This is a genomic window from Streptococcus downei MFe28 (assembly GCF_900459175.1).
Classification (GTDB): Bacteria; Bacillota; Bacilli; order Lactobacillales; family Streptococcaceae; genus Streptococcus; species Streptococcus downei.
The window spans coordinates 456,671-479,436 of record NZ_UHFA01000002.1 but is presented as its reverse complement, the minus strand read 5'-3'; the positions used below and the strand labels follow the sequence as shown (position 1 = coordinate 479,436).

Annotated in this window: 14 protein-coding genes, 13 tRNA genes and 3 rRNA genes; 1 reads left to right on the top strand and 29 read right to left on the bottom strand. The window is 43.6% G+C overall.

Annotated elements, in window-relative coordinates; translation table 11 throughout:
• Positions 1-42 precede the first annotated feature (42 nt).
• From DYE66_RS02280 to DYE66_RS02200, 17 genes are all read right to left on the bottom strand, one after another.
• Positions 43-669, bottom strand: a complete 627-nt coding sequence (locus DYE66_RS02280; protein ID WP_003001291.1) for a sigma-70 RNA polymerase sigma factor region 4 domain-containing protein — start codon at positions 667-669, stop codon at positions 43-45.
• A gap of 702 nt (positions 670-1,371) precedes the next feature.
• Positions 1,372-1,455: transfer RNA gene (locus DYE66_RS02275), tRNA-Leu, on the bottom strand.
• A gap of 13 nt (positions 1,456-1,468) precedes the next feature.
• Positions 1,469-1,540 (bottom strand) — tRNA-Gln (locus DYE66_RS02270).
• 5 nt (positions 1,541-1,545) lie between these two features.
• Positions 1,546-1,618 (bottom strand) — tRNA-His (locus DYE66_RS02265).
• Positions 1,619-1,624: 6 nt separating this feature from the next.
• Positions 1,625-1,695 (bottom strand) — tRNA-Trp (locus DYE66_RS02260).
• A 5-nt stretch (positions 1,696-1,700) separates the two neighbouring features.
• Positions 1,701-1,781, bottom strand: a tRNA-Tyr gene (locus DYE66_RS02255).
• A gap of 17 nt (positions 1,782-1,798) precedes the next feature.
• Positions 1,799-1,871: transfer RNA gene (locus tag DYE66_RS02250), tRNA-Phe, on the bottom strand.
• Between the two features lie 19 nt (positions 1,872-1,890).
• Positions 1,891-1,964, bottom strand: a tRNA-Met gene (locus DYE66_RS02245).
• 10 nt (positions 1,965-1,974) lie between these two features.
• Positions 1,975-2,064, bottom strand: a tRNA-Ser gene (locus DYE66_RS02240).
• Between the two features lie 5 nt (positions 2,065-2,069).
• Positions 2,070-2,141 (bottom strand) — tRNA-Glu (locus DYE66_RS02235).
• A 10-nt stretch (positions 2,142-2,151) separates the two neighbouring features.
• Positions 2,152-2,225: transfer RNA gene (locus DYE66_RS02230), tRNA-Ile, on the bottom strand.
• A 33-nt stretch (positions 2,226-2,258) separates the two neighbouring features.
• Positions 2,259-2,329: transfer RNA gene (locus tag DYE66_RS02225), tRNA-Gly, on the bottom strand.
• A gap of 5 nt (positions 2,330-2,334) precedes the next feature.
• A tRNA-Val gene (locus tag DYE66_RS02220) sits at positions 2,335-2,407 on the bottom strand.
• A 102-nt stretch (positions 2,408-2,509) separates the two neighbouring features.
• Positions 2,510-2,625: ribosomal RNA gene (gene rrf, locus DYE66_RS02215) — 5S ribosomal RNA — on the bottom strand.
• A 156-nt stretch (positions 2,626-2,781) separates the two neighbouring features.
• Positions 2,782-5,682 (bottom strand): 23S ribosomal RNA (locus DYE66_RS02210).
• A 195-nt stretch (positions 5,683-5,877) separates the two neighbouring features.
• Positions 5,878-5,950: transfer RNA gene (locus DYE66_RS02205), tRNA-Ala, on the bottom strand.
• A 204-nt stretch (positions 5,951-6,154) separates the two neighbouring features.
• Positions 6,155-7,711, bottom strand: a 16S ribosomal RNA gene (locus DYE66_RS02200).
• The 16S, 23S and 5S rRNA genes sit together here with 13 tRNA genes alongside, the layout of an rRNA operon.
• A 325-nt stretch (positions 7,712-8,036) precedes the next feature.
• Here DYE66_RS02200 and DYE66_RS02195 point away from each other — a divergent pair.
• Complete coding sequence (locus DYE66_RS02195; RefSeq protein ID WP_002999538.1) at positions 8,037-9,410, top strand: NAD-dependent succinate-semialdehyde dehydrogenase; 1,374 nt, start codon at positions 8,037-8,039, stop codon at positions 9,408-9,410.
• A 239-nt stretch (positions 9,411-9,649) separates the two neighbouring features.
• Here the strand turns inward: DYE66_RS02195 and purB are convergent, their stop codons facing one another.
• The 12 genes from purB to DYE66_RS02135 all read right to left on the bottom strand — a co-directional run bounded on the left by purB (position 9,650) and on the right by DYE66_RS02135 (position 22,681).
• The gene (gene purB, locus DYE66_RS02190) at positions 9,650-10,948 is read right to left on the bottom strand and encodes an adenylosuccinate lyase (RefSeq protein ID WP_002999470.1); all 1,299 of its coding nucleotides are present in this window, start codon (positions 10,946-10,948) and stop codon (positions 9,650-9,652) included.
• Between the two features lie 324 nt (positions 10,949-11,272).
• Entirely contained in the window at positions 11,273-11,611 is a 339-nt protein-coding gene (locus DYE66_RS02185) for a hypothetical protein (protein WP_002999563.1), read from the bottom strand.
• Entirely contained in the window at positions 11,601-13,763 is a 2,163-nt protein-coding gene (locus tag DYE66_RS02180; protein ID WP_002999540.1) for a PHP domain-containing protein, read from the bottom strand. The genes DYE66_RS02185 and DYE66_RS02180 overlap by 11 nt, the downstream gene beginning before the upstream one ends.
• A gap of 84 nt (positions 13,764-13,847) precedes the next feature.
• Positions 13,848-14,513, bottom strand: coding sequence for a hypothetical protein (locus DYE66_RS02175; RefSeq protein ID WP_002999695.1), 666 nt, complete (start codon positions 14,511-14,513; stop codon positions 13,848-13,850).
• A 122-nt stretch (positions 14,514-14,635) separates the two neighbouring features.
• On the bottom strand, positions 14,636-15,715 hold the full coding sequence (purK, locus tag DYE66_RS02170) for a 5-(carboxyamino)imidazole ribonucleotide synthase (protein ID WP_002999660.1): 1,080 nt from the start codon (positions 15,713-15,715) through the stop codon (positions 14,636-14,638).
• Positions 15,702-16,190 carry a 5-(carboxyamino)imidazole ribonucleotide mutase gene (purE, locus tag DYE66_RS02165; protein ID WP_002999523.1) on the bottom strand — a complete coding sequence of 163 codons (489 nt, stop codon included), beginning with the start codon at positions 16,188-16,190 and terminating at the stop codon, positions 15,702-15,704. The genes purK and purE overlap by 14 nt, the downstream gene beginning before the upstream one ends.
• A gap of 11 nt (positions 16,191-16,201) precedes the next feature.
• Positions 16,202-17,413 carry an ATP-grasp domain-containing protein gene (locus DYE66_RS02160; protein WP_115324845.1) on the bottom strand — a complete coding sequence of 404 codons (1,212 nt, stop codon included), beginning with the start codon at positions 17,411-17,413 and terminating at the stop codon, positions 16,202-16,204.
• 122 nt (positions 17,414-17,535) lie between these two features.
• Positions 17,536-17,979: a 2-thiouracil desulfurase family protein gene (locus DYE66_RS02155; RefSeq protein ID WP_002959567.1), complete on the bottom strand. Its 444-nt coding sequence runs from the start codon at positions 17,977-17,979 to the stop codon at positions 17,536-17,538.
• Complete coding sequence (gene purD / locus DYE66_RS02150) at positions 17,976-19,235, bottom strand: phosphoribosylamine--glycine ligase (RefSeq protein ID WP_115324843.1); 1,260 nt, start codon at positions 19,233-19,235, stop codon at positions 17,976-17,978. Before purD ends, DYE66_RS02155 begins: the two co-directional genes overlap by 4 nt.
• Positions 19,236-19,465: 230 nt before the next feature.
• Complete coding sequence (locus DYE66_RS02145; RefSeq protein ID WP_115324841.1) at positions 19,466-20,464, bottom strand: Abi family protein; 999 nt, start codon at positions 20,462-20,464, stop codon at positions 19,466-19,468.
• A 158-nt stretch (positions 20,465-20,622) separates the two neighbouring features.
• The gene (locus DYE66_RS02140; RefSeq protein ID WP_115324839.1) at positions 20,623-21,834 is read right to left on the bottom strand and encodes a LysM peptidoglycan-binding domain-containing protein; all 1,212 of its coding nucleotides are present in this window, start codon (positions 21,832-21,834) and stop codon (positions 20,623-20,625) included.
• A gap of 325 nt (positions 21,835-22,159) precedes the next feature.
• Positions 22,160-22,681 (bottom strand): HXXEE domain-containing protein, encoded by a 522-nt coding sequence (locus tag DYE66_RS02135; protein WP_002996358.1) that lies wholly within the window; start codon positions 22,679-22,681, stop codon positions 22,160-22,162.
• Between the last annotated feature and the right edge of the window lie 85 nt (positions 22,682-22,766).

Here is a 22,766-nt window from a genome sequence, read left to right as displayed (position 1 = left end):
ACTTCAATTAGAAAAGTACCTAGATAATTTGAAAGGTTAGCTTCAGTGGTCATCGTCGAAGTCCTCGAACTCGACTTTAATATCCTTAATAAAGGCCCGCTTCCCTTTAAAGGCACCTCCTTTCATCAACAATAAAATTTTGGCATAATCTTCAGGCGCTAACTTTTCCTTCAACTCCTTCAGCTTCTCTTTTAAAGCACAATAGTCGGCAGTATCCATCTGCTGGCTAGGAATCATATGACCAAGCTCAGAAATCTCTTCATAAATCATTCTATCAAAGGCTCGCTTTTGACTCTCCTGCTTACGGATATTATCCATCACATAACTTCTAAACTTAGTTTTAAAATAAGCCCGCAATTTTTCTTCGTCGCCAGCCAAGTCTGGAAAACGTTCTAGGAGTTGATAGAGGATAATCTGAGCTTCCTGTCTCCAATCATCATAAGCCCATAGCTTGATGTAATAATCTCTGGCCAATTTGGTAACCGTCTTTTCGACCCGACTAAACGCGCTCATAAATGTAAAATCATCCATGCTCAATACCTCCTTTAAACAGAATAACAAACCTGCAGTGACAACCTCCTTGGCCATACCATCATCAAACTCTTCTTCCTCTTCGGGAGGTAGGGCCGAATGCTTATTGAAAATCTCTTTTAGTCTTTCTTCGTCCATTCAATGTCTCCTTTTCTTTTGTTTCCTAAATTATAATAGGACTCCGAAATAATTTGTAGTGACATAAATGTCACTATGAGTGAGGCTGGAGACGCAAACAAATTAGCCTCTTACAAATTTAAGGCAACCTCCCACAATCACCTTATACCTACTTATTCGAAAAAGAACTGAAAAAAGAACAAAATCTTAAAAAAATTTCTGGAAAACTTAACCTGCTATTGATAGTTCATTCCAAAACTCATACTTAATAAGATCCAAAATATGAAATCTTCTAGCCTTGTAAGAGCCCGGGAACTAGTCAATCCCAATAGCGAATGGACTTAGCAAGGTCCTCAACTTTAGTCGCTTATCCCATGCTCTCCGGTAATTATGAACCGAAGTCATAATCTTGCGTTCTAATTGGATTAAGGTTGTCACATAGAAAACCACGACGGCAACAATACCAAGTAAAACTCATTTTTCAGGTGAGAATCTCCAAAAAATAAGAAATTATGCAATTATCTTCCATAAATTTCAGTCGCTGGCTTAACTCCTAATAAAACTTCATTGTTTCAACCAATACAAAGCAAAAAGAGAGCGAACTGTTCTCACTCTCTTATTTATAAATAGTGCACTAGGACTGATTCAAGCCAAGATTGACTTAAATTATAAGACAAAAAAAGAGAACCAACTCGATTCTCCTGATTTAAATTGCTATAAATATACCGGCGGCCGGGGTCGAACCGGCACGTCCGTGAGGACACTGGATTTTGAGTCCAGCGCGTCTGCCAATTCCGCCACGCCGGCTAGTATATTAAAACTGGGGTAGCTGGATTCGAACCAACGCATGAGGGAGTCAAAGTCCCTTGCCTTACCGCTTGGCTATACCCCAAAATAGGCGAATGATGGGGATCGAACCCACGCATGCCAGAGCCACAATCTGGTGTGTTAACCACTTCACCACATTCGCCATTAACACGGGCAGTAGGAATTGAACCCACACTGAAGGTTTTGGAGACCTTAGTTCTACCTTTAAACTATGCCCGTAACTATGGAAGGGGAGGGATTCGAACCCCCGAACCCGAAGGAGCGGATTTACAGTCCGCCGCGTTTAGCCTCTTCGCTACCCTTCCAAAAAAATATTAAATTATGGCGCGAGACGGAATCGAACCGCCGACACATGGAGCTTCAATCCATTGCTCTACCAACTGAGCTACCGAGCCAAGAACCTCTTTATAGGTATTGCGGGAGCAGGATTTGAACCTACGACCTTCGGGTTATGAGCCCGACGAGCTACCTAACTGCTCCATCCCGCGTTAGTCTTAAAGGAGGATGTGGGATTCGAACCCACGCGTGCTTTTACACACCTGACGGTTTTCAAGACCGTTCCCTTCAGCCGGACTTGGGTAATCCTCCAACAATAGTCCGTACGGGATTCGAACCCGTGTTACCGCCGTGAAAAGGCGGTGTCTTAACCCCTTGACCAACGGACCTTGTTGTTAATGGGCACAAGTGGACTCGAACCACCGACCTCACGCTTATCAGGCGTGCGCTCTAACCAGCTGAGCTATGCGCCCAAACTCTTGTTTGGTTTATAATCTTCATTATAAAGCGGGTGACGAGAATCGAACTCGCGACAACAGCTTGGAAGGCTGTAGTTTTACCACTAAACTACACCCGCTAAAATGGGAGTTAACGGGTTCGAACCGCTGACCCTCTGCTTGTAAGGCAGATGCTCTCCCAGCTGAGCTAAACTCCCATAACTCGGAGTTTGCTCACTGGGTCCCTGTCGTGCACTGGCTTCACCAGCTTCGACAAAGGCGAACTTACGTTCCCCTTAGCTGAGCTAAACTCCCTATGTGCTAAGCGACTTCCATATCTAGCAGGGGGCAACCCCCAACTACTTCAGGCGTTCTAGGGCTTAACTGCTGTGTTCGGCATGGTTACAGGTGTATCTCCTAGGCTAGCGTCACTTAACTCCTTGAGTGTACTCACTCAAAATTGAATACCTATCTATTGTACCAAGTCTCACCAAAACCTGTCAATGACTTTTGAAACCTTACTTATGAATTGTACGTCGGCACCTTCCTAATTTTCTGTTGCTTTCTTATTTGGTGCCTCTCGTAACTTATCTTGGATAAGTCCTCGAGCGATTAGTATTAGTCCGCTCCATGTGTCACCACACTTCCACTCCTAACCTATCTACCTGATCTTCTCTCAGGGCTCTTACTAACTTAACGTTATGGGAAATCTCATCTCGAGGGGGGCTTCACACTTAGATGCTTTCAGCGTTTATCCCTTCCCTACATAGCTACCCAGCGATGCCCTTGGCAGGACAACTGGTACACCAGCGGTAAGTCCACTCTGGTCCTCTCGTACTAGGAGCAGTTCCTCTCAAATTTCCTTCGCCCGCGACGGATAAGGACCGAACTGTCTCACGACGTTCTGAACCCAGCTCGCGTGCCGCTTTAATGGGCGAACAGCCCAACCCTTGGGACCGACTACAGCCCCAGGATGCGACGAGCCGACATCGAGGTGCCAAACCTCCCCGTCGATGTGAACTCTTGGGGGAGATAAGCCTGTTATCCCCAGGGTAGCTTTTATCCGTTGAGCGATGGCCCTTCCATGCGGTACCACCGGATCACTAAGCCCGACTTTCGTCCCTGCTCGAGTTGTAGCTCTCGCAGTCAAGCTCCCTTATACCTTTACACTCTGCGATTGATTTCCAACCAATCTGAGGGAACCTTTGGGCGCCTCCGTTACCTTTTAGGAGGCGACCGCCCCAGTCAAACTGCCCGTCAGACACTGTCTCCCTAGACGTTTAGCCTAGTGGGTTAGAGTAGCCATAACACAAGGGTAGTATCCCAACAGCGCCTCATTCGAAACTAGCGTCCCGAACTCAATGGCTCCTACCTATCCTGTACATGTGGTACAGATACTCAATATCAAACTGCAGTAAAGCTCCATGGGGTCTTTCCGTCCTGTCGCGGGTAACCTGCATCTTCACAGGTACTAAAATTTCACCGAGTCTCTCGTTGAGACAGTGCCCAAATCATTACGCCTTTCGTGCGGGTCGGAACTTACCCGACAAGGAATTTCGCTACCTTAGGACCGTTATAGTTACGGCCGCCGTTTACTGGGGCTTCAATTCATACCTTCGCGTTACCGCTAAGCACTCCTCTTAACCTTCCAGCACCGGGCAGGCGTCACCCCCTATACGTCATCTTACGATTTCGCAGAGAGCTGTGTTTTTGATAAACAGTTGCTTGGGCCTATTCACTGCGGCTGACTGAAAGTCAGCGCCCCTTCTCCCGAAGTTACGGGGCCATTTTGCCGAGTTCCTTAACGAGAGTTCTCTCGCTCACCTGAGGCTACTCGCCTCGACTACCTGTGTCGGTTTGCGGTACGGGTAGAGTATAGATTAACGCTAGAAGCTTTTCTTGGCAGCGTGACATCACTCACTTCGCTACTAAACTTCGCTCCCCTTCACAGCCTGGCGTTACAGGTATAAGCATTTGACTCATACCACGCCTCACTGCTTGGCCAGACACTTCCATTCGTCTGGTTGAGTTAGCCTTCTGCGTCCCTCCTTCACTCTATACTCTAGTACAGGACTATCAACCTGTTGCCCATCGGATACACCTGTCGGTCTCTCCTTAGGTCCCGACTAACCCAGGGCGGACGAGCCTTCCCCTGGAAACCTTAGTCTTACGGTGGACAGGATTCTCACCTGTCTTGCGCTACTCATACCGGCATTCTCACTTCTATGCACTCCAGCACTCCTCACGGTATACCTTCTGCGTACATAGAACGCTCTCCTACCATCCCCTAAAGGATCCACAGCTTCGGTAAATTGTTTTAGCCCCGGTACATTTTCGGCGCAGGGTCACTCGACTAGTGAGCTATTACGCACTCTTTGAATGAATAGCTGCTTCTAAGCTAACATCCTAGTTGTCTGTGCAACCCCACATCCTTTTCCACTTAACAATTATTTGGGGACCTTAGCTGGTGGTCTGGGCTGTTTCCCTTTCGACTACGGATCTTAGCACTCGCAGTCTGACTGCCGACCATGATTACTTGGCATTCGGAGTTTATCTGAGTTTGGTAATCCGGGATGGACCCCTTACCCAAACAGTGCTCTACCTCCAATAATCTAAATGTCGACGCTAGCCCTAAAGCTATTTCGGAGAGAACCAGCTATCTCCAAGTTCGTTTGGAATTTCTCCGCTACCCACAAGTCATCCAAGCACTTTTCAACGTACTCTGGTGCGGGCCTCCAGTGAGTCTTACCTCACCTTCACCCTGCTCATGGGTAGGTCACATGGTTTCGGGTCTACGTCAATGTACTATTCCGCCCTATTCAGACTCGGTTTCCCTACGGCTCCGTCTCTTCAACTTAACCTCGCACATTAACGTAACTCGCCGGTTCATTCTACAAAAGGCACGCTCTCACCCATTAACGGGCTCGAACTTCTTGTAGGCACACGGTTTCAGGTTCTTTTTCACTCCCCTTCCGGGGTGCTTTTCACCTTTCCCTCACGGTACTGGTTCACTATCGGTCACTAGGGAGTATTTAGGGTTGGGAGATGGGCCTCCCAGCTTCCGACGAGATTCCTCGTGTCTCGCCGTACTCAGGATCCTGCTAGGTATATAGACTATTTCGAATACGAGGCTCTTACTCTCTTTGGCTGTCCTTCCCAGAACATTCTTCTATAATCTATACGTCCACAGCGCAGTCCTACAACCCCGAAGTGTAAACACTTCGGTTTGCCCTCCTGCCTCTTCGCTCGCCGCTACTAAGGCAATCGCTTTTGCTTTCTCTTCCTGCAGCTACTTAGATGTTTCAGTTCACTGCGTCTTCCTTCTCATGACCTTAACAGTCATGGATGACAACCATTAGTTGTCGGGTTCCCCCATTCGGACATCTCTGGATCAAGGCTTACTTACAGCTCCCCAAAGCATTTCGTCGTTCGTCACGTCCTTCTTCGGCTCCTAGTGCCAAGGCATCCACCGTGCGCCCTTATTAACTTAACCTTATTTCTCTTTGGTCTCTTTAAAATATAACAGCGTTTCGGTTTATTTTCTTGTTACTATTTGATAGATATTCAATTTTCAATGAACAATTGGCAACTTCGTTGCTTCTTAGGATAAGGGGGCACTGCTCTTTGAGAATAGTTGAACTCCGGACTAACGTCTTAGGAAAAAAGCGAATCGTCCTCCGTATCCTAATGGAGCCTAGCGGGATCGAACCGCTGACCTCCTGCGTGCAAAGCAGGCGCTCTCCCAGCTGAGCTAAGGCCCCACAAAACCTCTGAAAACTAAATAGCGTCCCCAAAACGTGCTTCCGGTACTAAGCTTCAGGTACTTCTATTAACCACTTTGGCTAAATTGTACTCGGGCTAAAAGCTTGTGATTTAGATGACTGCCCTAAGAAATCAGGATTTCTTGGTCAGTCCCTAAAATCAAGTCGCTTTTTAGCGCCCTCTGTTACTTAGTTTATCCTTAGAAAGGAGGTGATCCAGCCGCACCTTCCGATACGGCTACCTTGTTACGACTTCACCCCAATCATCTGTCCCACCTTAGGCGGCTGGCTCCTATAAGGTTACCTCACCGACTTTGGGTGTTACAAACTCTCGTGGTGTGACGGGCGGTGTGTACAAGGCCCGGGAACGTATTCACCGCGGCGTGCTGATCCGCGATTACTAGCGATTCCGACTTCATGTAGGCGAGTTGCAGCCTACAATCCGAACTGAGATTGGCTTTCAGAGATTAGCTTGCCGTCACCGGCTTGCGACTCGTTGTACCAACCATTGTAGCACGTGTGTAGCCCAGGTCATAAGGGGCATGATGATTTGACGTCATCCCCACCTTCCTCCGGTTTATTACCGGCAGTCTCGCTAGAGTGCCCAACTCAATGATGGCAACTAACAATAAGGGTTGCGCTCGTTGCGGGACTTAACCCAACATCTCACGACACGAGCTGACGACAACCATGCACCACCTGTCTCCGATGTTCCGAAGAAAAACTCTATCTCTAGAGCGGGCATCGGGATGTCAAGACCTGGTAAGGTTCTTCGCGTTGCTTCGAATTAAACCACATGCTCCACCGCTTGTGCGGGCCCCCGTCAATTCCTTTGAGTTTCAACCTTGCGGTCGTACTCCCCAGGCGGAGTGCTTATTGCGTTAGCTGCGGCACTAAGTCCCGGAAAGGACCTAACACCTAGCACTCATCGTTTACGGCGTGGACTACCAGGGTATCTAATCCTGTTCGCTACCCACGCTTTCGAGCCTCAGCGTCAGTGACAGACCAGAGAGCCGCTTTCGCCACCGGTGTTCCTCCATATATCTACGCATTTCACCGCTACACATGGAATTCCACTCTCCCCTTCTGCACTCAAGTCTAACAGTTTCCAAAGCATACATTGGTTGAGCCAATGCCTTTAACTTCAGACTTACTAAACCGCCTGCGCTCCCTTTACGCCCAATAAATCCGGACAACGCTCGGGACCTACGTATTACCGCGGCTGCTGGCACGTAGTTAGCCGTCCCTTTCTGGTAGCGTACCGTCACTGTGTAAACTTTCCACTCTTACACGCGTTCTTCCGCTACAACAGAGCTTTACGATCCGAAAACCTTCTTCACTCACGCGGCGTTGCTCGGTCAGACTTTCGTCCATTGCCGAAGATTCCCTACTGCTGCCTCCCGTAGGAGTCTGGGCCGTGTCTCAGTCCCAGTGTGGCCGATCACCCTCTCAGGTCGGCTATGTATCGGTGCCTTGGTAGGCCGCTACCCTACCAACTAGCTAATACAACGCAGGTCCATCTGATAGTGATACAATGGTATCTTTTAAGTCTCTAACATGTGTTAAACACTCTCATGCGGTATTAGCTATCGTTTCCAATAGTTATCCCCCGCTATCAGGCAGGTTACCTACGCGTTACTCACCCGTTCGCGACTCATTAATATCAGTGGAGCAAGCTCCGGTGATATCAATGCGTTCCACTTGCATGTATTAGGCACGCCGCCAGCGTTCGTCCTGAGCCAGGATCAAACTCTCATTTAATCTTTACTCAATCCGTCTCTGACAGATTTATGGCTTTTCTTGACAGGTTAATTCCTTAACCCGCACGTCTTGGTTGCTTCGCTATTCAGTTCTCAAAGGTCTTTCGTCCCCTCTCGAGGACAGCTTCTTTATTCTAGCAAACACCTTCACCCTTGTCAATAGGTTTGTCTTAAAAATTTTTATTTTCAAGAAGATTTACAAGCTGTCATTGAATCTTACCAGCTGCTCGACCAACAAGGACCTCTTGGCGGGAATTCTACAACAAATTCTTGAAAACGGTTTCTTGGGTGTTATAATAGTCTTGTATGAAAAGGAGGATACTACTATGGCTTATAAAACTACTTATCCCTACAGCGGGCAAGTCCTGAAATCCTACGATAATGTCACAGATCAAGACATCGAAAAGGCTCTGGCTGACGGGCACGCCCTCTATAAAGCTTGGCGTGAAAATGATCAGTTGCAGGAACGCAAGGCTATCCTGCACAAGGTGGCCGATCTTTTGCGACGAGACCGCGACAAATATGCAGAAGTCATGACCAAGGACATGGGTAAACTCTTTGTTGAAGCCCAAGGTGAGGTCGACCTCTGTGCAGCAATCGCTGACTACTATGCCGACAAGGCGGAAGAATTCCTCAAACCACAGCCTCTGGAAACCGATACTGGCGATGCCTACTATATCAAGCAAGCCACAGGGGTACTCTTGGCTGTTGAACCTTGGAATTTCCCATTTTATCAGGTTATGCGGGTCTTTGCTCCTAACTTTATGGTTGGAAACACCATGGTGCTCAAGCACGCTTCTATCTGCCCTGGCTCTGGTCAAGCCTTTGAAGATTTGGTTAATGAAGCTGGCGCACCTAAGGGAGCTTTCAAGAATATCTTTGCGACTTACTCCCAAGTTTCTGATATTATTGCCGATCCTCGGATAACCGGAGTTTGCTTGACAGGTTCTGAACGTGGCGGGGCTTCTATTGCTGCCGAAGCTGGTAAGAATTTGAAGAAATCCTCCATGGAATTGGGCGGTAACGATGCCTTTATCATCCTAGATGATGCCGATTGGAACCAACTTAAGGCTCTGCTCCCAGACGTCCGCCTCTACAACGCCGGTCAGGTCTGCACCTCATCCAAGCGCTTCATTGTCTTGGAAAAAGATTATGACAAATTCTTGGACATGTTAGTGGAAGCCTTCAAAACTGCTAAGTGGGGCGACCCAATGGTGGCCGACACAACCTTGGCTCCCCTATCATCTGCTTCTGCCAAGGAAGATGTTCTGAGGCAAATCAAGCTGGCTGTCGATAACGGCGCAAATGTAGCCTTCGGTAATGAAGCTATTGACCATCCTGGCTACTTCGTTATGCCAACCATCTTGACTGACATCAGCAAGGACAATCCAATCTACAACCAAGAAATCTTCGGTCCTGTGGCTTCGGTCTATAAGGTGGCTAACGAGGAAGAAGCCATCGCTCTGGCCAATGATTCTAGCTACGGCCTGGGTGGCACGGTCTTTTCCAGCAATCCTGAACACGCTGAAAGGGTCGCTGCCAAGGTCGAAACCGGTATGTCCTTCATCAATGATGGCTGGGCATCCCTGCCTGAATTGCCATTCGGTGGTATCAAGAATTCTGGTTACGGTCGGGAATTGAGCCAACTGGGCTTTGATACCTTCACCAATGAACATCTGATTTACACGCCTAAGAAATAATTCAAGGTCCTCATAACTAATACTCAATGAAAATCGAAATTAGCCGAGGCAAGGAACCGAAGACAGTACTGGAGTACGGCAAGGTGAGTTAACGACGGTAAATTTTGATGTTCGAAGAGTATAAGAAAAGAGAGATTGGAAGCCCAGTCCCTCTTTTCTATATTTAGGAAGCTCCAAATTCGAAGAGTTTTTTAATACCTGCAAACCTAGAAAAGCAGGCCCGATAGTTTCAATACTTCTTAATCTTCTAGGCCGATGCGTTTGAAGATGTCGTCTACCCGTTTGGTGTAATAAACTGGGTTGAAGAGCTCGTCAATCTCCTCTTGAGTCAGGCGTGAGGTGACTTGCTCATCGGCTTCCAGAAGGGGTTTGAAGTCAACTTGATTGTCCCAAGAATAAGCGGTCTTGGGTTGAACCAAATCGTAGGCTTCTTCTCTGGTCATGCCTTTTTCAATCAGCTTGAGCATAACCCTCTGGCTAAAGATAAGGCCGAAGGTTGAGCCCATATTGCGAAGCATATTTTCTGGGAAGACGGTCAGATTTTTGACGATATTACCAAAGCGATTGAGCATGTAGTCAATCAGGACAGTGGTGTCGGGTGCTATAATCCGCTCTGCCGAGGAGTGGGAAATGTCACGCTCGTGCCAGAGAGAAACATCCTCGTAGGCCGTAATCATGTGACCACGGATAACCCGAGCCAGGCCGGTCATGTTTTCCGAACCGATAGGGTTGCGTTTATGGGGCATAGCCGAGCTGCCCTTTTGACCCTTGGCGAAGAATTCTTCGACTTCACGTTGTTCGGACTTTTGCAGGCCACGGATTTCGGTAGCCATGCGTTCAATTGAAGTTGCGATGCTAGCAAGAACTGCAAAGTACTCAGCGTGAAGGTCACGAGGAAGGACTTGTGTTGAAATTTCTTGAGCACGGATACCCAATTTGTCGCAGACGTATTTTTCAACGAATGGTGGGATGTTGGCAAAGTTACCAACTGCACCAGAGATTTTCCCAGCTTCAACACCAGCAGCCGCATGCTCGAAACGCTCAATGTTGCGCTTCATTTCGCTGTACCAAGTGGCCAGCTTGAGACCAAAGGTCGTTGGCTCGGCGTGAACACCATGGGTGCGGCCCATCATGATGGTGAACTTGTGCTCCTTAGCCTTTTCAGCAATGATGTTGGTGAAGTTTTCAAGGTCACGACGGATGATGTCGTTGGCTTGTTTGTAGAGGTAGCCATAAGCCGTATCGACCACATCGGTCGAGGTCAAACCGTAGTGAACCCACTTACGCTCCTGACCTAGGCTCTCAGAAACCGCCCGGGTAAAGGCCACCACATCGTGGCGAGTCTCCTGCTCAATCTCCAAAATACGATCGATGTCAAAGTCCGCCTTCTCGCGAATCAAAGCCACATCTTCCTTAGGGATTTCCCCCAACTCAGCCCATGCCTCATCAGCCAAGATTTCCACCTCAAGCCAAGCACGGTATTTATTTTCTTCACTCCAAATGTTCGCCATCTCAGGGCGAGAGTAACGGTTGATCATGATTAAGATACCAAGGGCGACTAGAAAGCGACTGAATTTTAGGAAACCAACAACGGACGCAAGCGTCCTAGGAGGTTTATCTAAATTCCGAGCTTTCCGCCCGGGTTCAGTTCTGCAAACTAGATGTCCCTTTCCTTTCTTTGTTTACAATTAGGAAGTCCGTACCCCGTATTCAGTTTTGGTGAATACGCGGGCCCTTGTTCCTTTCTTTTTTTATTTATTTATCAAAGATCGGATGTCCAGGTTCAAATTAGTGGAACCTCGTGTCCTTTCCTATCCAAGCTTCAGATTTATTCTTATAAAGACATCTAGTTTCAAGTTTAATTACTTAGATGCGATATCTTCTTTATCATTTTTATTTTCTTTAAATCCAATAATTTCAATAAAATTCTGTTCAGAGTCCTTAATTTCTGAATTTACTTGTTTTATCAAATCATTAGCTACATTATAAAACAGTGTCTTATCCGTTAAACTTTCTAGTTCAAATTCTAATATTTTTTCATTTCTAACTACATATTCAAAAATTTTATCAAAAAAATCTTTTAAATCTAGAGAATTAGAATTCTCTAGATTTATAGAAACACCTAACTCTGGATTATTTAATACTAAACCTGTTCCCTCACCTTCGTCTTTAAGGGTAATTTTCATTTTTTTAAATTCCATAAATATCTCTCCTATTAGTAAACATTTCCTCACTACCCTCTAGATGTACTAAAGCCACATCTTCCCATTTTAATTTTCTTAAATTAGCATCAACTAACTGATTATTATACATATTTCCTACATAAAAACTAGGCATGGTGTTATCAATATTGTAATCACAATATATGGTTTGACTTGGCAAGGTATTAATAGCTATATTAGCATTATGAGTAGATATGATTATCGTTTTTCCTCTATCTCTCAAGTCCTTAATTTTAGGAATCAAATACAAACTGATATATCGATTCCCTAGCCCCCTTTCAATTTCATCAAAGATATAAAAATCATATTGATTGTTCTCTAGTATTGCACTAATCGAGAGTATGGCTTGCTCACCTTCAGAGGGATTATAATTTTTACTATTTCCGTCTTTATCCTTTAAAATCGTCTTATTAGAGTGCTTAATAATTTTGTCAACAAAATCATCTATATTTATTACTTTTTCCTCAGGTGTGAAATACTCATTTATTTCAGAAAAATCAGAAATGATATCAAATTTTCTAAGTTTTTTAACCAATTCCCTTCTTCCTGATATCCCTGATCTATCAAATACAGAATCAGCATGATAGACATCCATTTCTGATAAAACTTTAATTTCTGTTTCTAAACAAATTTCACCTTTCTGTGGTAGAATACCTAGCTTATTAACTTCTTTGTGTTCAATATCTTTAAATAATTCAATTAATTGCTTGTTACTTTTTATACGATGTAGTCTTTTACTTATTAATTCAGCTAATCCGATTTGTGTTGGAGCAGAATCTGAACCAGTCTGCTTCTTTATACTGGCTTTAATACTGTCAATAGAATTTATAACCCCTTTGTTTGAAAATGATATTTTTATTTTTTCTTTCGAATTGTTCAAAATATCTACTTTCAACAAAGTTAATTTCTCACGCAGTTCCCTTTGATCACTGTCACTTCTTATCGTATCTTTATTTATAGTTATAACATCATCAATCTTTTTAAAATTACGGCTCGTATCGTTTAAAACCATCTGAATATCTCCCGAATTAGATATACTAGAAGCTATTGCGTCCTTTTTACAAATTCTAATTGCATTTTTATTTTTTAATTCAGATTGTCTAAAATCAATAAATTTTTGAAGACCATCATATCTATTTGATTCAGAATATTCAAGTAAACTCGTTACAATTTCTTTAATCCTAAATATTTTGTCATCATCTTTTTCGATTTTACTACCTAACTCATTAATTATACTCTGATACTCAACTTTATAATCTTTCCCTTCATGAAAAAAAACGTTTTTCCCTAGATTTTTTAACGTAGGAAACACATAATTTTTTACAAAAATAGTCTTACCTGAGCCTTTTTCACCAAATATAATATTTATGTCTTCAAAAATTTTAATAGGCTCTGTTAAACTTTTATATTCACTCGCCTGATTACTATCTTTGACTAAATAATGTTTTGTATCTGCTAATATCGTCTTGATAAATAGCGATGGATCATCTGCAAGTTTATAAAACTTAGCAAAAGAATCAATTTTATATTTTATTTCAGGTAATATAATCTCACCATATTTGTGCCAGTTTTTTACATCACTCCCAAATAAAGCTAAATCATTGTGAGCATTAATTATCCCCATCGCTTGCAAGCTCTTTGGCTCTAAAATTACAATGTAATTTTTTAAATCTGTTCTAAGCCTATCTGCTTCTTCAGTAGTAAGCCCTCGCTCTTTATCTTTTAAATAAAAATGTGGAATTATAATAATTTCTGATTTATCAAATTTCTTGACATTAGAAACAAAACTATCATACTCTATTCTATAAGAATCGTAATTTCTTAAGTCTTCATCAAAAACTTTATCAAACTTTTCTTTTTTATCTGGACTAGCTATCACAATAACATGTCGATGTTTTCCATTATATAAATTAACATCAATCTCCATTCCAGGAAAAATAGTTAGTCCGTCATCAATTTCCTGAATTTTATTGTATTCTTCTATATCAAATTTATTATGGTTAGTTATGGAACAAATTTCAACACCATTATCTTTCATTGTTTTTACAAAATCTTCTGGTGATATTTTTCTTTGTTTACCGTCGCCCTGCTTACAAACTTGAGTATGAATATGCAAATCAATCTTCTTCATCCTAATCTCTTTCTATTTTTTTTGGTAAGAAATAACATCTATGATAATTAGTTTTTATATACCCACATTACTTATTTTTGACTGTTAATCAATTCCAATATCTCTCCTAATGACTTGTTCAAGTTCCCAACGAATATCATCCAATTTATTGTTTCTACCATCGTTATATTCTAAAGGTCTACCTGCAATAAAAGCGTTGTGCCAAGTAACATCAAACTTGACTAAGCAATTTTTTACGTCTTGACTGGCATACAACTCAATAATTTTATCGTTTCTTCTAAATTGTTCATATCCTTTCTTAGCTAAAAAATACTGATTTTTGATTTTTTCTATTTCTTTGATATAGTATTCTCTATTCCGAATTTCTGTTTTGATATCTTCTTCATCTTGATAAGTAAGACATTCTCGCTCTAATCGCTTTTGATAATCTTCCTTAATCTGAATTTCCAAAATTCTATTTACCGTATCAAAATCTTCTCGGTTAAATACTGGGGAAAACGGTAGGTTAGTAATAATATCATAGGGCGTTTTATTAGGAAATAAAGCAATAATCTTAAGTAGCTCATTGTAGGTTGCTGTTAACTTGTCTCTCTTATTTCTTTTTCCCTCTATGTATCGGTCATATTCTTTATCTTTTTTCTCACGAAAATATTTAATAACTCCCCCGATAGCAACAATAATTGCTAAAAGAATCCCAACTATCGAAGCGATGTAAGACCAATTCTCTAACTGATTAACTTGTAATAACATATATACCAATCAATCCCTTTCCGCAGTGGTTGACTGGCTTCTCTTGCTGACTTTATCAGCTACGACAAACCTAGTCAACCTTGCAGGAGTAAGACAACGAACCTTGTAACTAGGGTCCTGTCTTACTCCCCAAACTCAACCACACTATCCGGCACATCACTAAACAAAGTCACGTGTCCCATCTTGCGGTTGTGCTTCGCTTCTACTTTACCATACATGTGGAGATGGGCGCTTGGATTTTCTGTGACATATTTTTCAGCGGCCTCGACGTGTTGGCCGAGGACATTGAGCATAACAGCCGGAGCATGCAGTTGGATAGCTGGCAATGGTGCTCCGAGAACACCGAGAATATGCGTGTCAAACTGCGAGAAGTCACAAGCTTCGATCGAGTAGTGGCCTGAGTTGTGTGGACGTGGCGCAATTTCATTGACGATGATATCATCGGCCGTCGCAAACATTTCCACGCAGAGGGTGCCAGACAGTTCCAGCTGTTTGGCGATTTGCACCGCCATGGCTTGCGCTTTCTGGGCTAGCTCTTCTGAAATACGGGCTGGAATAATAGTTTTTGAGAGGATGTTATTGCGGTGGATGTTTTCCTGAACAGGGAAAACCGTCACTTCTTTGCCATTACCAGATACGATGACCGAGATTTCTAAGTTGAAATTGACAAACTCTTCCAAGACACAATTAGCTGAGTCCGCTAATTGGCGCGCGTCAGCCAGATTTTCTGCTGATTTGACGACCACTTGTCCATGCCCATCATAGCCGCCTGTCGCGGTTTTGAGGACATAATTTTTTGACAGGTCAAGGCCGTCCAAGTCACTGCTGCTTCTGATGACCTGATAAGGTGCCACAGTGACACCAGCCTTATTTGACAGAAAATCTTTTTCAAAGATGCGATTTTGGGAAATGCGGAGCAGGTCTGTGCCCTGCGGTAGCTGAGCTGGCTTGACAACAACGTCAAGGCCGTCTGCATCCACATTTTCAAACTCATAGGTCAGCACATCGCAGCGCTGGGCTAATTGACGCAAAGCATCTACGTCATCATAAGGCGCCACAATCATATCGCTGACCTTGGAGGCCGGGCAGTCCGCAGCAGGATCCAGGGTCACCACCTTGTGACCCATGTAGATAGCGGAGATAGCCATCATCTGACCCAGCTGGCCACCGCCGATAATGCCAATGGTTTTAGTCGAGTTCATAGCTGGACTCCTCGGCGATTCTGCCTTGTTCTTTGTGGAAATCAGCTAGCGCCTGAGCGATTTTTTCGTCCTCAATAGAGAGAATGCGCAGGGCAGTCAGGGCAGCGTTGGTAGCTCCCGCTTCACCAATAGCCATGGTTGCCACAGGCACACCTCCCGGCATCTGCACAATGGAATAGAGGGAATCCAGTCCGCTGAGGGCGCGTGATTTGACAGGCACACCGATGACGGGCAGGGTGGTCTTGGCCGCTACCATCCCTGGCAGATGGGCCGCACCGCCCGCGCCTGCAATGATAACCTTGATGCCGCGGCCGCGTGCTTCCTCAGCATGCTTGAACATAAGGTCAGGAGTGCGGTGGGCAGAGACGACCTTCTTTTCATAGGCAACGCCGAATTTGTCCAAGACCTCGGCGGTTTTTTGCATGGTGGCCCAATCAGATTTGGAGCCCATAATGATGGAAATGATTGATTGCATTTATTTCTCCTTTAATAACTAGTTTTCATTGACGCCTGCTGTTCAACAGCTTTTATCGTGGCAGGAGCCACACTATAGTGGCCAACGGTATGCTCAACAAGCTTTTTCACACTCTTGGGATTTAGCAATAGGCGAATCGTAATCACGACCAAGGGAATGACACTTGGAAAGTCATGCCTAATCGGAGTCAACACCTCAGCGCTGTCGCTTTTAAAAAGCCATTCTCTTATCGTTTGCCAAATTTTTCTTCTGCTCTGGGTTCTTTCAGCAGTCCCGATAATTAAGGCTAACAAACTGTGTGTTTTTACATCTGGCTTACCGACACAAATATCCGTTTGAGAATCGTTGCCCTTGGCTAATTCTATCAAGATTTTCGGGAAATTCACTCCCGCTTTATAAGCATTGGCTGGCTCAACCATTCTGGGATTGCATTCGATGTAATAGAACGCATGATTAACAGATATGAAGTCTAAGGTTAGACCGCCATGCCATTTTAAATGACGTCCTATCTTTTCGATATGTTCTCTTGTTGCTACAGATTCTATACTTAATCTGGCGGCTGCCGAACCACCAGCACCAGATCCAATCTTTATACTAGAGTGCACAGCAAGTAATTTCCCATGGTTAAATACGGCTTGAACTTGACCGTACTGCCCTGCTATATCTTGCTGTGCCATCCATCTCTCATTGCCAAACAGCTGACGCTTTACTAGGTTTTTTAAATCAAGGTCACTCGTCACTTTATAAACTGAACGACCAGCTGTTCCGTAATCGGCTTTGAGCCAATAAGGGTAGGGTAAATGGATAGATTCTAAGTCTGTCACATACTCCCACTTAGGAATTGGTATATCTAACTTATCTGCAAGTTCCGCAAAAGCAATTTTCCCTGCCACCTCCTGAAACGTCTCTGCTTCAGAAAGAACAAGCGGTAAATCGGATGATAATAGGGATTTCCCATTTGCTAAGAGCCACCCCTCTTCATGGGTTGGCAAGATAGCCTTATAGTCCTTCTCTTCTAGCAACTGATCAAGCTGCTTTAAATAGGTCAAAGGAGAACGATTCACATCAACTGTTGTAAGCATGTGCGTCAAGCGACTGAAGGCCGTAATAGAAAATCTATCAGGAGATAGCACGTCTACCTTATACTTCTCCGCCAGCAAGACTGTGAGTGTTTCCCTTGAAGTTAGACTGGCCCCTTCTAAAAATAGCAATCTATCTTTCATTTTTTTCGTCTCTTTTTACACTAAAAGGTCTTCTAATTGTCCTTGTCGAATGAGATCCGCTAACCCTTACTTACACAACGGCGGTGATTAGCTGTATAGGATCGCTAAAGCTCGCCCTTTTGCTAATGCTTCATTTTATTTATGTCTTCTGCATCAACGACATGGTAACCTTCTTTTAGCAGCACTTGTGCAAAAAGTCCACGTCCTGCTACCTTTTTTCCTCTAAATGTGCCATCATAAACTTGATTAACACCACAAGAAGGACTTCTAGATTGAAGAATCGCTAGGTCAATTTTTTGGTCGACAATAATGTCCATTGCTGTGGTGACGCCCTTTTCATAAATTTCATGGATGTTTTGACCTGAAATATCATAAACACAACCGTCTTTTAGTTCGGCTGGTTCGCGAGGTGTTGGTAAACCTGCTAATATTTCCGGACAAATCGGTATAACTTCCTTGTCAGCAACATAATCAATAACATCTTGATTATAATTATTTTTACCATTATACTTACAATTTTCACCTAGAAGGCAGGCACTGACGAGTACACACTTTTTATCTGTCATAGAGCTTTAGTTCCAATATCTTTGCGATAGAATAGACCTTGAGTAGCTTGCTCAGATAGTTTTTGGTAGATTTTGTCCTGGGCTGCTTTGACAGTGTCTGCTGTGGTGACCAGCATGTAGACACGGCCGCCATTTGACAGCAGAGCTTTGCCATTTTCAGCGAACTTAGCACCTGCATAGTAGGTGATGATGTCGCCAGAAGTCTTTTCTGGCAGCTCCACGCCTTTTTCATAAGCCAGAGGATAGCCCTCAGAGGCAACCACAACGCCCAGCGTCACGCCTTGTTCTGTCCAAGTGAGGGTTGGCTCCTTGCCATCCAGAATGTCGCTGATATTTTGCGCAAAATCGGAGGTCAGGCGAGGCAGGATAATCTGGGTCTCAGGGTCACCAAAGCGCGAGTTGAACTCAATGACCTTAGGACCGTCAGCCGTCAGGATGAGCCCCGCATAGAGGACCCCCAGATAAGGCCGGCCTTCTGCCATCATGCCTTCCAGCACTGGCTTGACAATGGTTTCCACCGACCTATCCACCACGCTTTGAGGCAGGTGAGGAACTGGCGCATAAGCGCCCATGCCGCCTGTGTTTGGCCCCTTGTCGCCATCATAAGCCCGCTTGTGATCCTGAGCAGTCGGCAGGATGTAGAACTTGTCGCCATTGACAAAGGCAAAGAGGGAGAATTCTTCCCCGTCCAGAAATTCCTCGATGACCACGCGCGCACCTGAGTCGCCAAACTTATTGTCCAAGAGCATTTCATGGGCTGCTTCTACCGCTTGCTCCACGGTTTCCGCCACGACCACGCCCTTGCCCAATGCTAGCCCATCTGCCTTGACCACGATAGGCGCACCCTGCGCCTCGATGTAGGCCTTGGCTTTTTCAAAGTCGGAAAATGTGCCGTAGGCTGCTGTCGGAACCCCGTATTTGACCATGATTTCCTTGGCAAAGTCCTTGGACCACTCCAGCTCCGCTGCTGCCTTGGTCGGACCAAAGGCTTTGAGCCCAGCTGCATTGAAATCATCAACAATCCCAGCCGCTAGCGCATCATCAGGACCGATAAAAGTCCAGGCAATGTCATTTGCTTTGGCAAAATCAATCAGCGCAGAATGTTCGGAAATTCCGATAGGAACCAGTTGCAGACCATCAAGCGTCATCCCGTCATTGCCCGGCGCCACATAGACAGCCTCAACCCCGCTAGACTCCAACAACTTCTTAGCAATCGCATGCTCGCGACCGCCAGAACCAACAACCAACAATTTCATAAAGCTAATTACCTCACAAATTCTCAGAAGAAGCCTTCTTTACTTAAAGAGCCGATTTTTCGGAAAAACCAACTATTTCACGAATTATACAGGATTATTATAACAAAAAAGTTCGCCTATTGGTAGCAGTAGGCGAACGAAAAACGCTACAAAAAATAGGATGTTGCTATCGCAACATCCCTTACAAAAACGTCTGTTTTTTAATGTTGTGTATTATAATAACAAATGATTTATTTCTTGTCAACAATATAATTTACTAATGTTTTTATAAATTTATAATCTGATTGAATAGTTGCATTAGTTTTCAGTAAAGCTCCTTTTTCCATCATCCTATTACTGAAATAATCATTCATTTCAATAAAACGATGATACTTCACTTTAGTACTTACAATATCGTTGTACATCAATAATAAAGCTGTAAATTCTAAAATAACTCGAACACGAAGCCTTTTTTGTCTAGCGCTTTTAGATATTGAGGATATCAACTCTACTCTTTCTTTCAGAATTCTTAGAGGAATAACAGATGCATCATCTTTTAGATTTTCAAATAAACAATTATTATGAGCACACCCATTTCTTAGACTTCTAATTAGATTAATAACATTATCTTGGTTTAATAAATCGGATTCACTAATTTGCAAATTCTCATCACCAAATTCACTCCTAAGTTTTTTTTGACAGAAAAAATAAAAACTAATCAAATTACCAAACGTTAAAATTTCAACAAGAACCCATACAGGGCAATCTTGACAATTAACACTATTGTCACTCTGGCCAAATGTAAAATACTTCTTTACTAGTTTTCCACAATAAGAAGAACTTCTTAATCTACGAATGTTTTGTTTGATATAAGTATACTTCTCATTGCTAAGAAAATTATCAACATATTCATATTCATCTATATTTAATCTATCAAAACAACTAACAATATATACCTTTAATGCATGTTCAATATCTAGACACATCTTATAAACCAGATGTCTAAAATGCATATCCAGTACAGATAATTCTTGAAGATGTAAAAAATCTAAATTAATATATTTTCCTTTTTTGGAGCCACTTGAATACTTGTTAAAATTTTTCCTATAACAAGCTGTCCTAAAATAATTGTTGACACCTTCTAAATACGTCTCCGCATCCTCTTCTTTGACATACTTAAAGGTTATTCCTTTCTCATCTTTCATTTTATTAACCAATTCGGATGCACTCAACTGCCTTTTCATATACATAAAACCCTCTTGCTAAAAGTAATTTTAAATCATTTTATCAAAAACAATGATAATTTACCATAAGATTACAAGCACTCGCATCATCCCGTTCTCAATATATCAAAAACACCCAAGCGACTGGCTGGGTGTTCTGTCTATCTTTTAGCGATAAATTAGACTTAGTTATTAAATGAAACGTGGACGTGGTCCATGTGGTTGGCTGTGGCATCCCCGCGGTCTGGCATTTCATTCCAAGTATAAGCTGGTCCGTATTTGTTATCAGTTGGAGCATAGAATTTTTGCTGATAAATCACGTAAGAGATGTTATTAGCTTCCATATTTGAAGTGGCGTAATCAGCGACTTCTTGACCGAGTTGGGTGTTGTCGTAAGTCATAACGTCAACGGCATTACCGGAACCGTGGTCACCGGAATCTCCTTGACGAACGCCGTAGATATCAGTAGTGCCATATTTGTTGGCAACATCATTAGCGAAGTTAGCAGCTGATGGTTGCAGGCCGTCTGTGTTAACGTTAGAATTTTGTGGCGCCGCTTGCTCGGTTGCTGACGGTTGCTCTGCTTCTTGAGCTGCAGGGGCTTGGGCCGCTTGAACCGAATCAGCTTCGACTGGAGTTGCTTCTACTGCCTGAGCCTGACTCTCAGATGCTGTTACTGGAGCCTCAGATTGATTGTCTTCTGATGAAGCAGCTGGCATTTCTGAACTTGCTGATTGGTCGTTTGTTTGATTATCGGCTTGAGGAGCGGCTTGGGCTCCTTGGCCTTGGTCCGCTACTGGTGCAGCTTGTTCAGCTGTTGCTGATTGCGCTTGACCTTGGTCAGCTACTTCTGATGTTGCTGCAGCTTGATCACTTACTTCAGAGGTTTGGGCTCCTTCAGATGCCGGCGCCTCAGGAGCTGGCATTGCTTGGCTATTATCAGTAGCTGGAGCTTCGCTAGAAGCAGGTGTTTCGATGGCATCTAAGGATGTGGTTGTATCACCAACGGTTACTTGGTTGTTAGACAGGTCAACAGAAGCTTGCGGTGCTGATTGATCGGCCGCTTGAATGGTCACGCCAGTAGCATTGTGGTTAGCATCGTAGGTAGCTGTGATGACTGTATCAGGGTAAATCACATTGACATCAGCAATGGCATTAACCTTGGCAAAAACGTTAACATCGATCCCCATTGCTTGAGCAATCGTGCTGAGGGTATCGCCCGATTTAACGGTATAAGTTGTGGTATCACCTTGGTTAGCCAAGTCAGCCTTAACTTCTTCAACTGAACGAGGTGTCCAGTTTTGGTTGGCATTTGCTTCTTCAGCTTGCACTTGAGTTGCTGCAAAGACAGATAAGGCAAGGGTTGAGGCTAGTAGCATTTTCTTGTTGAGTTTCATGTTATAGTCCCTTCTTATTTTAAACAAAATCTTCGGCTAAATCAGCCGTCACTCTCAATATATTTTTCAATACGGTATCCATCCTATCATAGATTTTTGGAAAATCCATCCCATCGGCTCACTTTAACAAAAGATTAGTCTGGCTGTAATATTCGTTACACAGTACTAGTTAGTAACATTTGCAACTAAACCACCCCCCTGTTTTGAATCGCCTAAAAATATTAACTTTTACTGGCTGGGGGGAAGCTTCTGTTGGGTAGCAGGATTAAAAAACAGCTAACAAAAAGACCCGACCTCTCGGACGAGACTCTGTCTGATAGCAGGTTTAGTCGCTTGGCCCCTGCTTGTACTGTTCAAAGAAAACTTGAATTTTTGGCATGAGGCCGTGGAGCCAAATAACATTAAGGAAAATGAGGGGCACCACTATCACTAGGTAGAGAAGAAATAGCCCAGGGCTTGTTACCGCCTGTCCATAATGAAGCAGCATAGGGATTACCAAGGGTAATTCTATGAGAGCAGTGACGACACCTGGGACATAACCCTTAAAGCTAAAACAGATAAGATAGTGGGGAATAAAATGGAGACTGTATCCCGCTAGAACAGCTAGATAAAAAAGTTGATTCCCACTGGCCTGACAATAGAGAGCAACCAGTACTAGAAGGAGCAATTCCTCCAGCACCCCAATAGAAAATGCTGAGCCATCCGTGACAGCACCAAAGAAACGGATCTTGAATTTTTCCAATTTGTGAGCTTCTCGTTGTTTCCACAAGGGCATCATGATGATTTCCTCAAAATCATGGATAATAAATAAAATTGGTAGAAACCAGTAGGTCATAATTAAAGACATTTTTTCTCCTTTACTTGAACTAAATTAACTTATAATAGAAATAAGTTGACTGTAGTATAGAAAAATGACCCGGCAAAAACAAGAG

Coding starts and splice junctions, on each gene's coding strand:
- DYE66_RS02155 (WP_002959567.1), bottom strand. CDS start 17,979: ATGACAGATAAAAAGTGTGTACTCGTCAGTGCCTGCCTTCTAGGTGAA.
- DYE66_RS02175 (WP_002999695.1), bottom strand. CDS start 14,513: ATGTTATTACAAGTTAATCAGTTAGAGAATTGGTCTTACATCGCTTCG.
- DYE66_RS02145 (WP_115324841.1), bottom strand. CDS start 20,464: ATGTATATGAAAAGGCAGTTGAGTGCATCCGAATTGGTTAATAAAATG.
- DYE66_RS02180 (WP_002999540.1), bottom strand. CDS start 13,763: ATGAAGAAGATTGATTTGCATATTCATACTCAAGTTTGTAAGCAGGGC.
- DYE66_RS02195 (WP_002999538.1), top strand. CDS start 8,037: ATGGCTTATAAAACTACTTATCCCTACAGCGGGCAAGTCCTGAAATCC.
- purE (WP_002999523.1), bottom strand. CDS start 16,190: ATGCAATCAATCATTTCCATCATTATGGGCTCCAAATCTGATTGGGCC.
- DYE66_RS02160 (WP_115324845.1), bottom strand. CDS start 17,413: ATGAAAGATAGATTGCTATTTTTAGAAGGGGCCAGTCTAACTTCAAGG.
- DYE66_RS02280 (WP_003001291.1), bottom strand. CDS start 669: ATGGACGAAGAAAGACTAAAAGAGATTTTCAATAAGCATTCGGCCCTA.
- purD (WP_115324843.1), bottom strand. CDS start 19,235: ATGAAATTGTTGGTTGTTGGTTCTGGCGGTCGCGAGCATGCGATTGCT.
- purB (WP_002999470.1), bottom strand. CDS start 10,948: ATGATCAACCGTTACTCTCGCCCTGAGATGGCGAACATTTGGAGTGAA.
- DYE66_RS02135 (WP_002996358.1), bottom strand. CDS start 22,681: ATGTCTTTAATTATGACCTACTGGTTTCTACCAATTTTATTTATTATC.
- DYE66_RS02140 (WP_115324839.1), bottom strand. CDS start 21,834: ATGAAACTCAACAAGAAAATGCTACTAGCCTCAACCCTTGCCTTATCT.
- DYE66_RS02185 (WP_002999563.1), bottom strand. CDS start 11,611: ATGGAATTTAAAAAAATGAAAATTACCCTTAAAGACGAAGGTGAGGGA.
- purK (WP_002999660.1), bottom strand. CDS start 15,715: ATGAACTCGACTAAAACCATTGGCATTATCGGCGGTGGCCAGCTGGGT.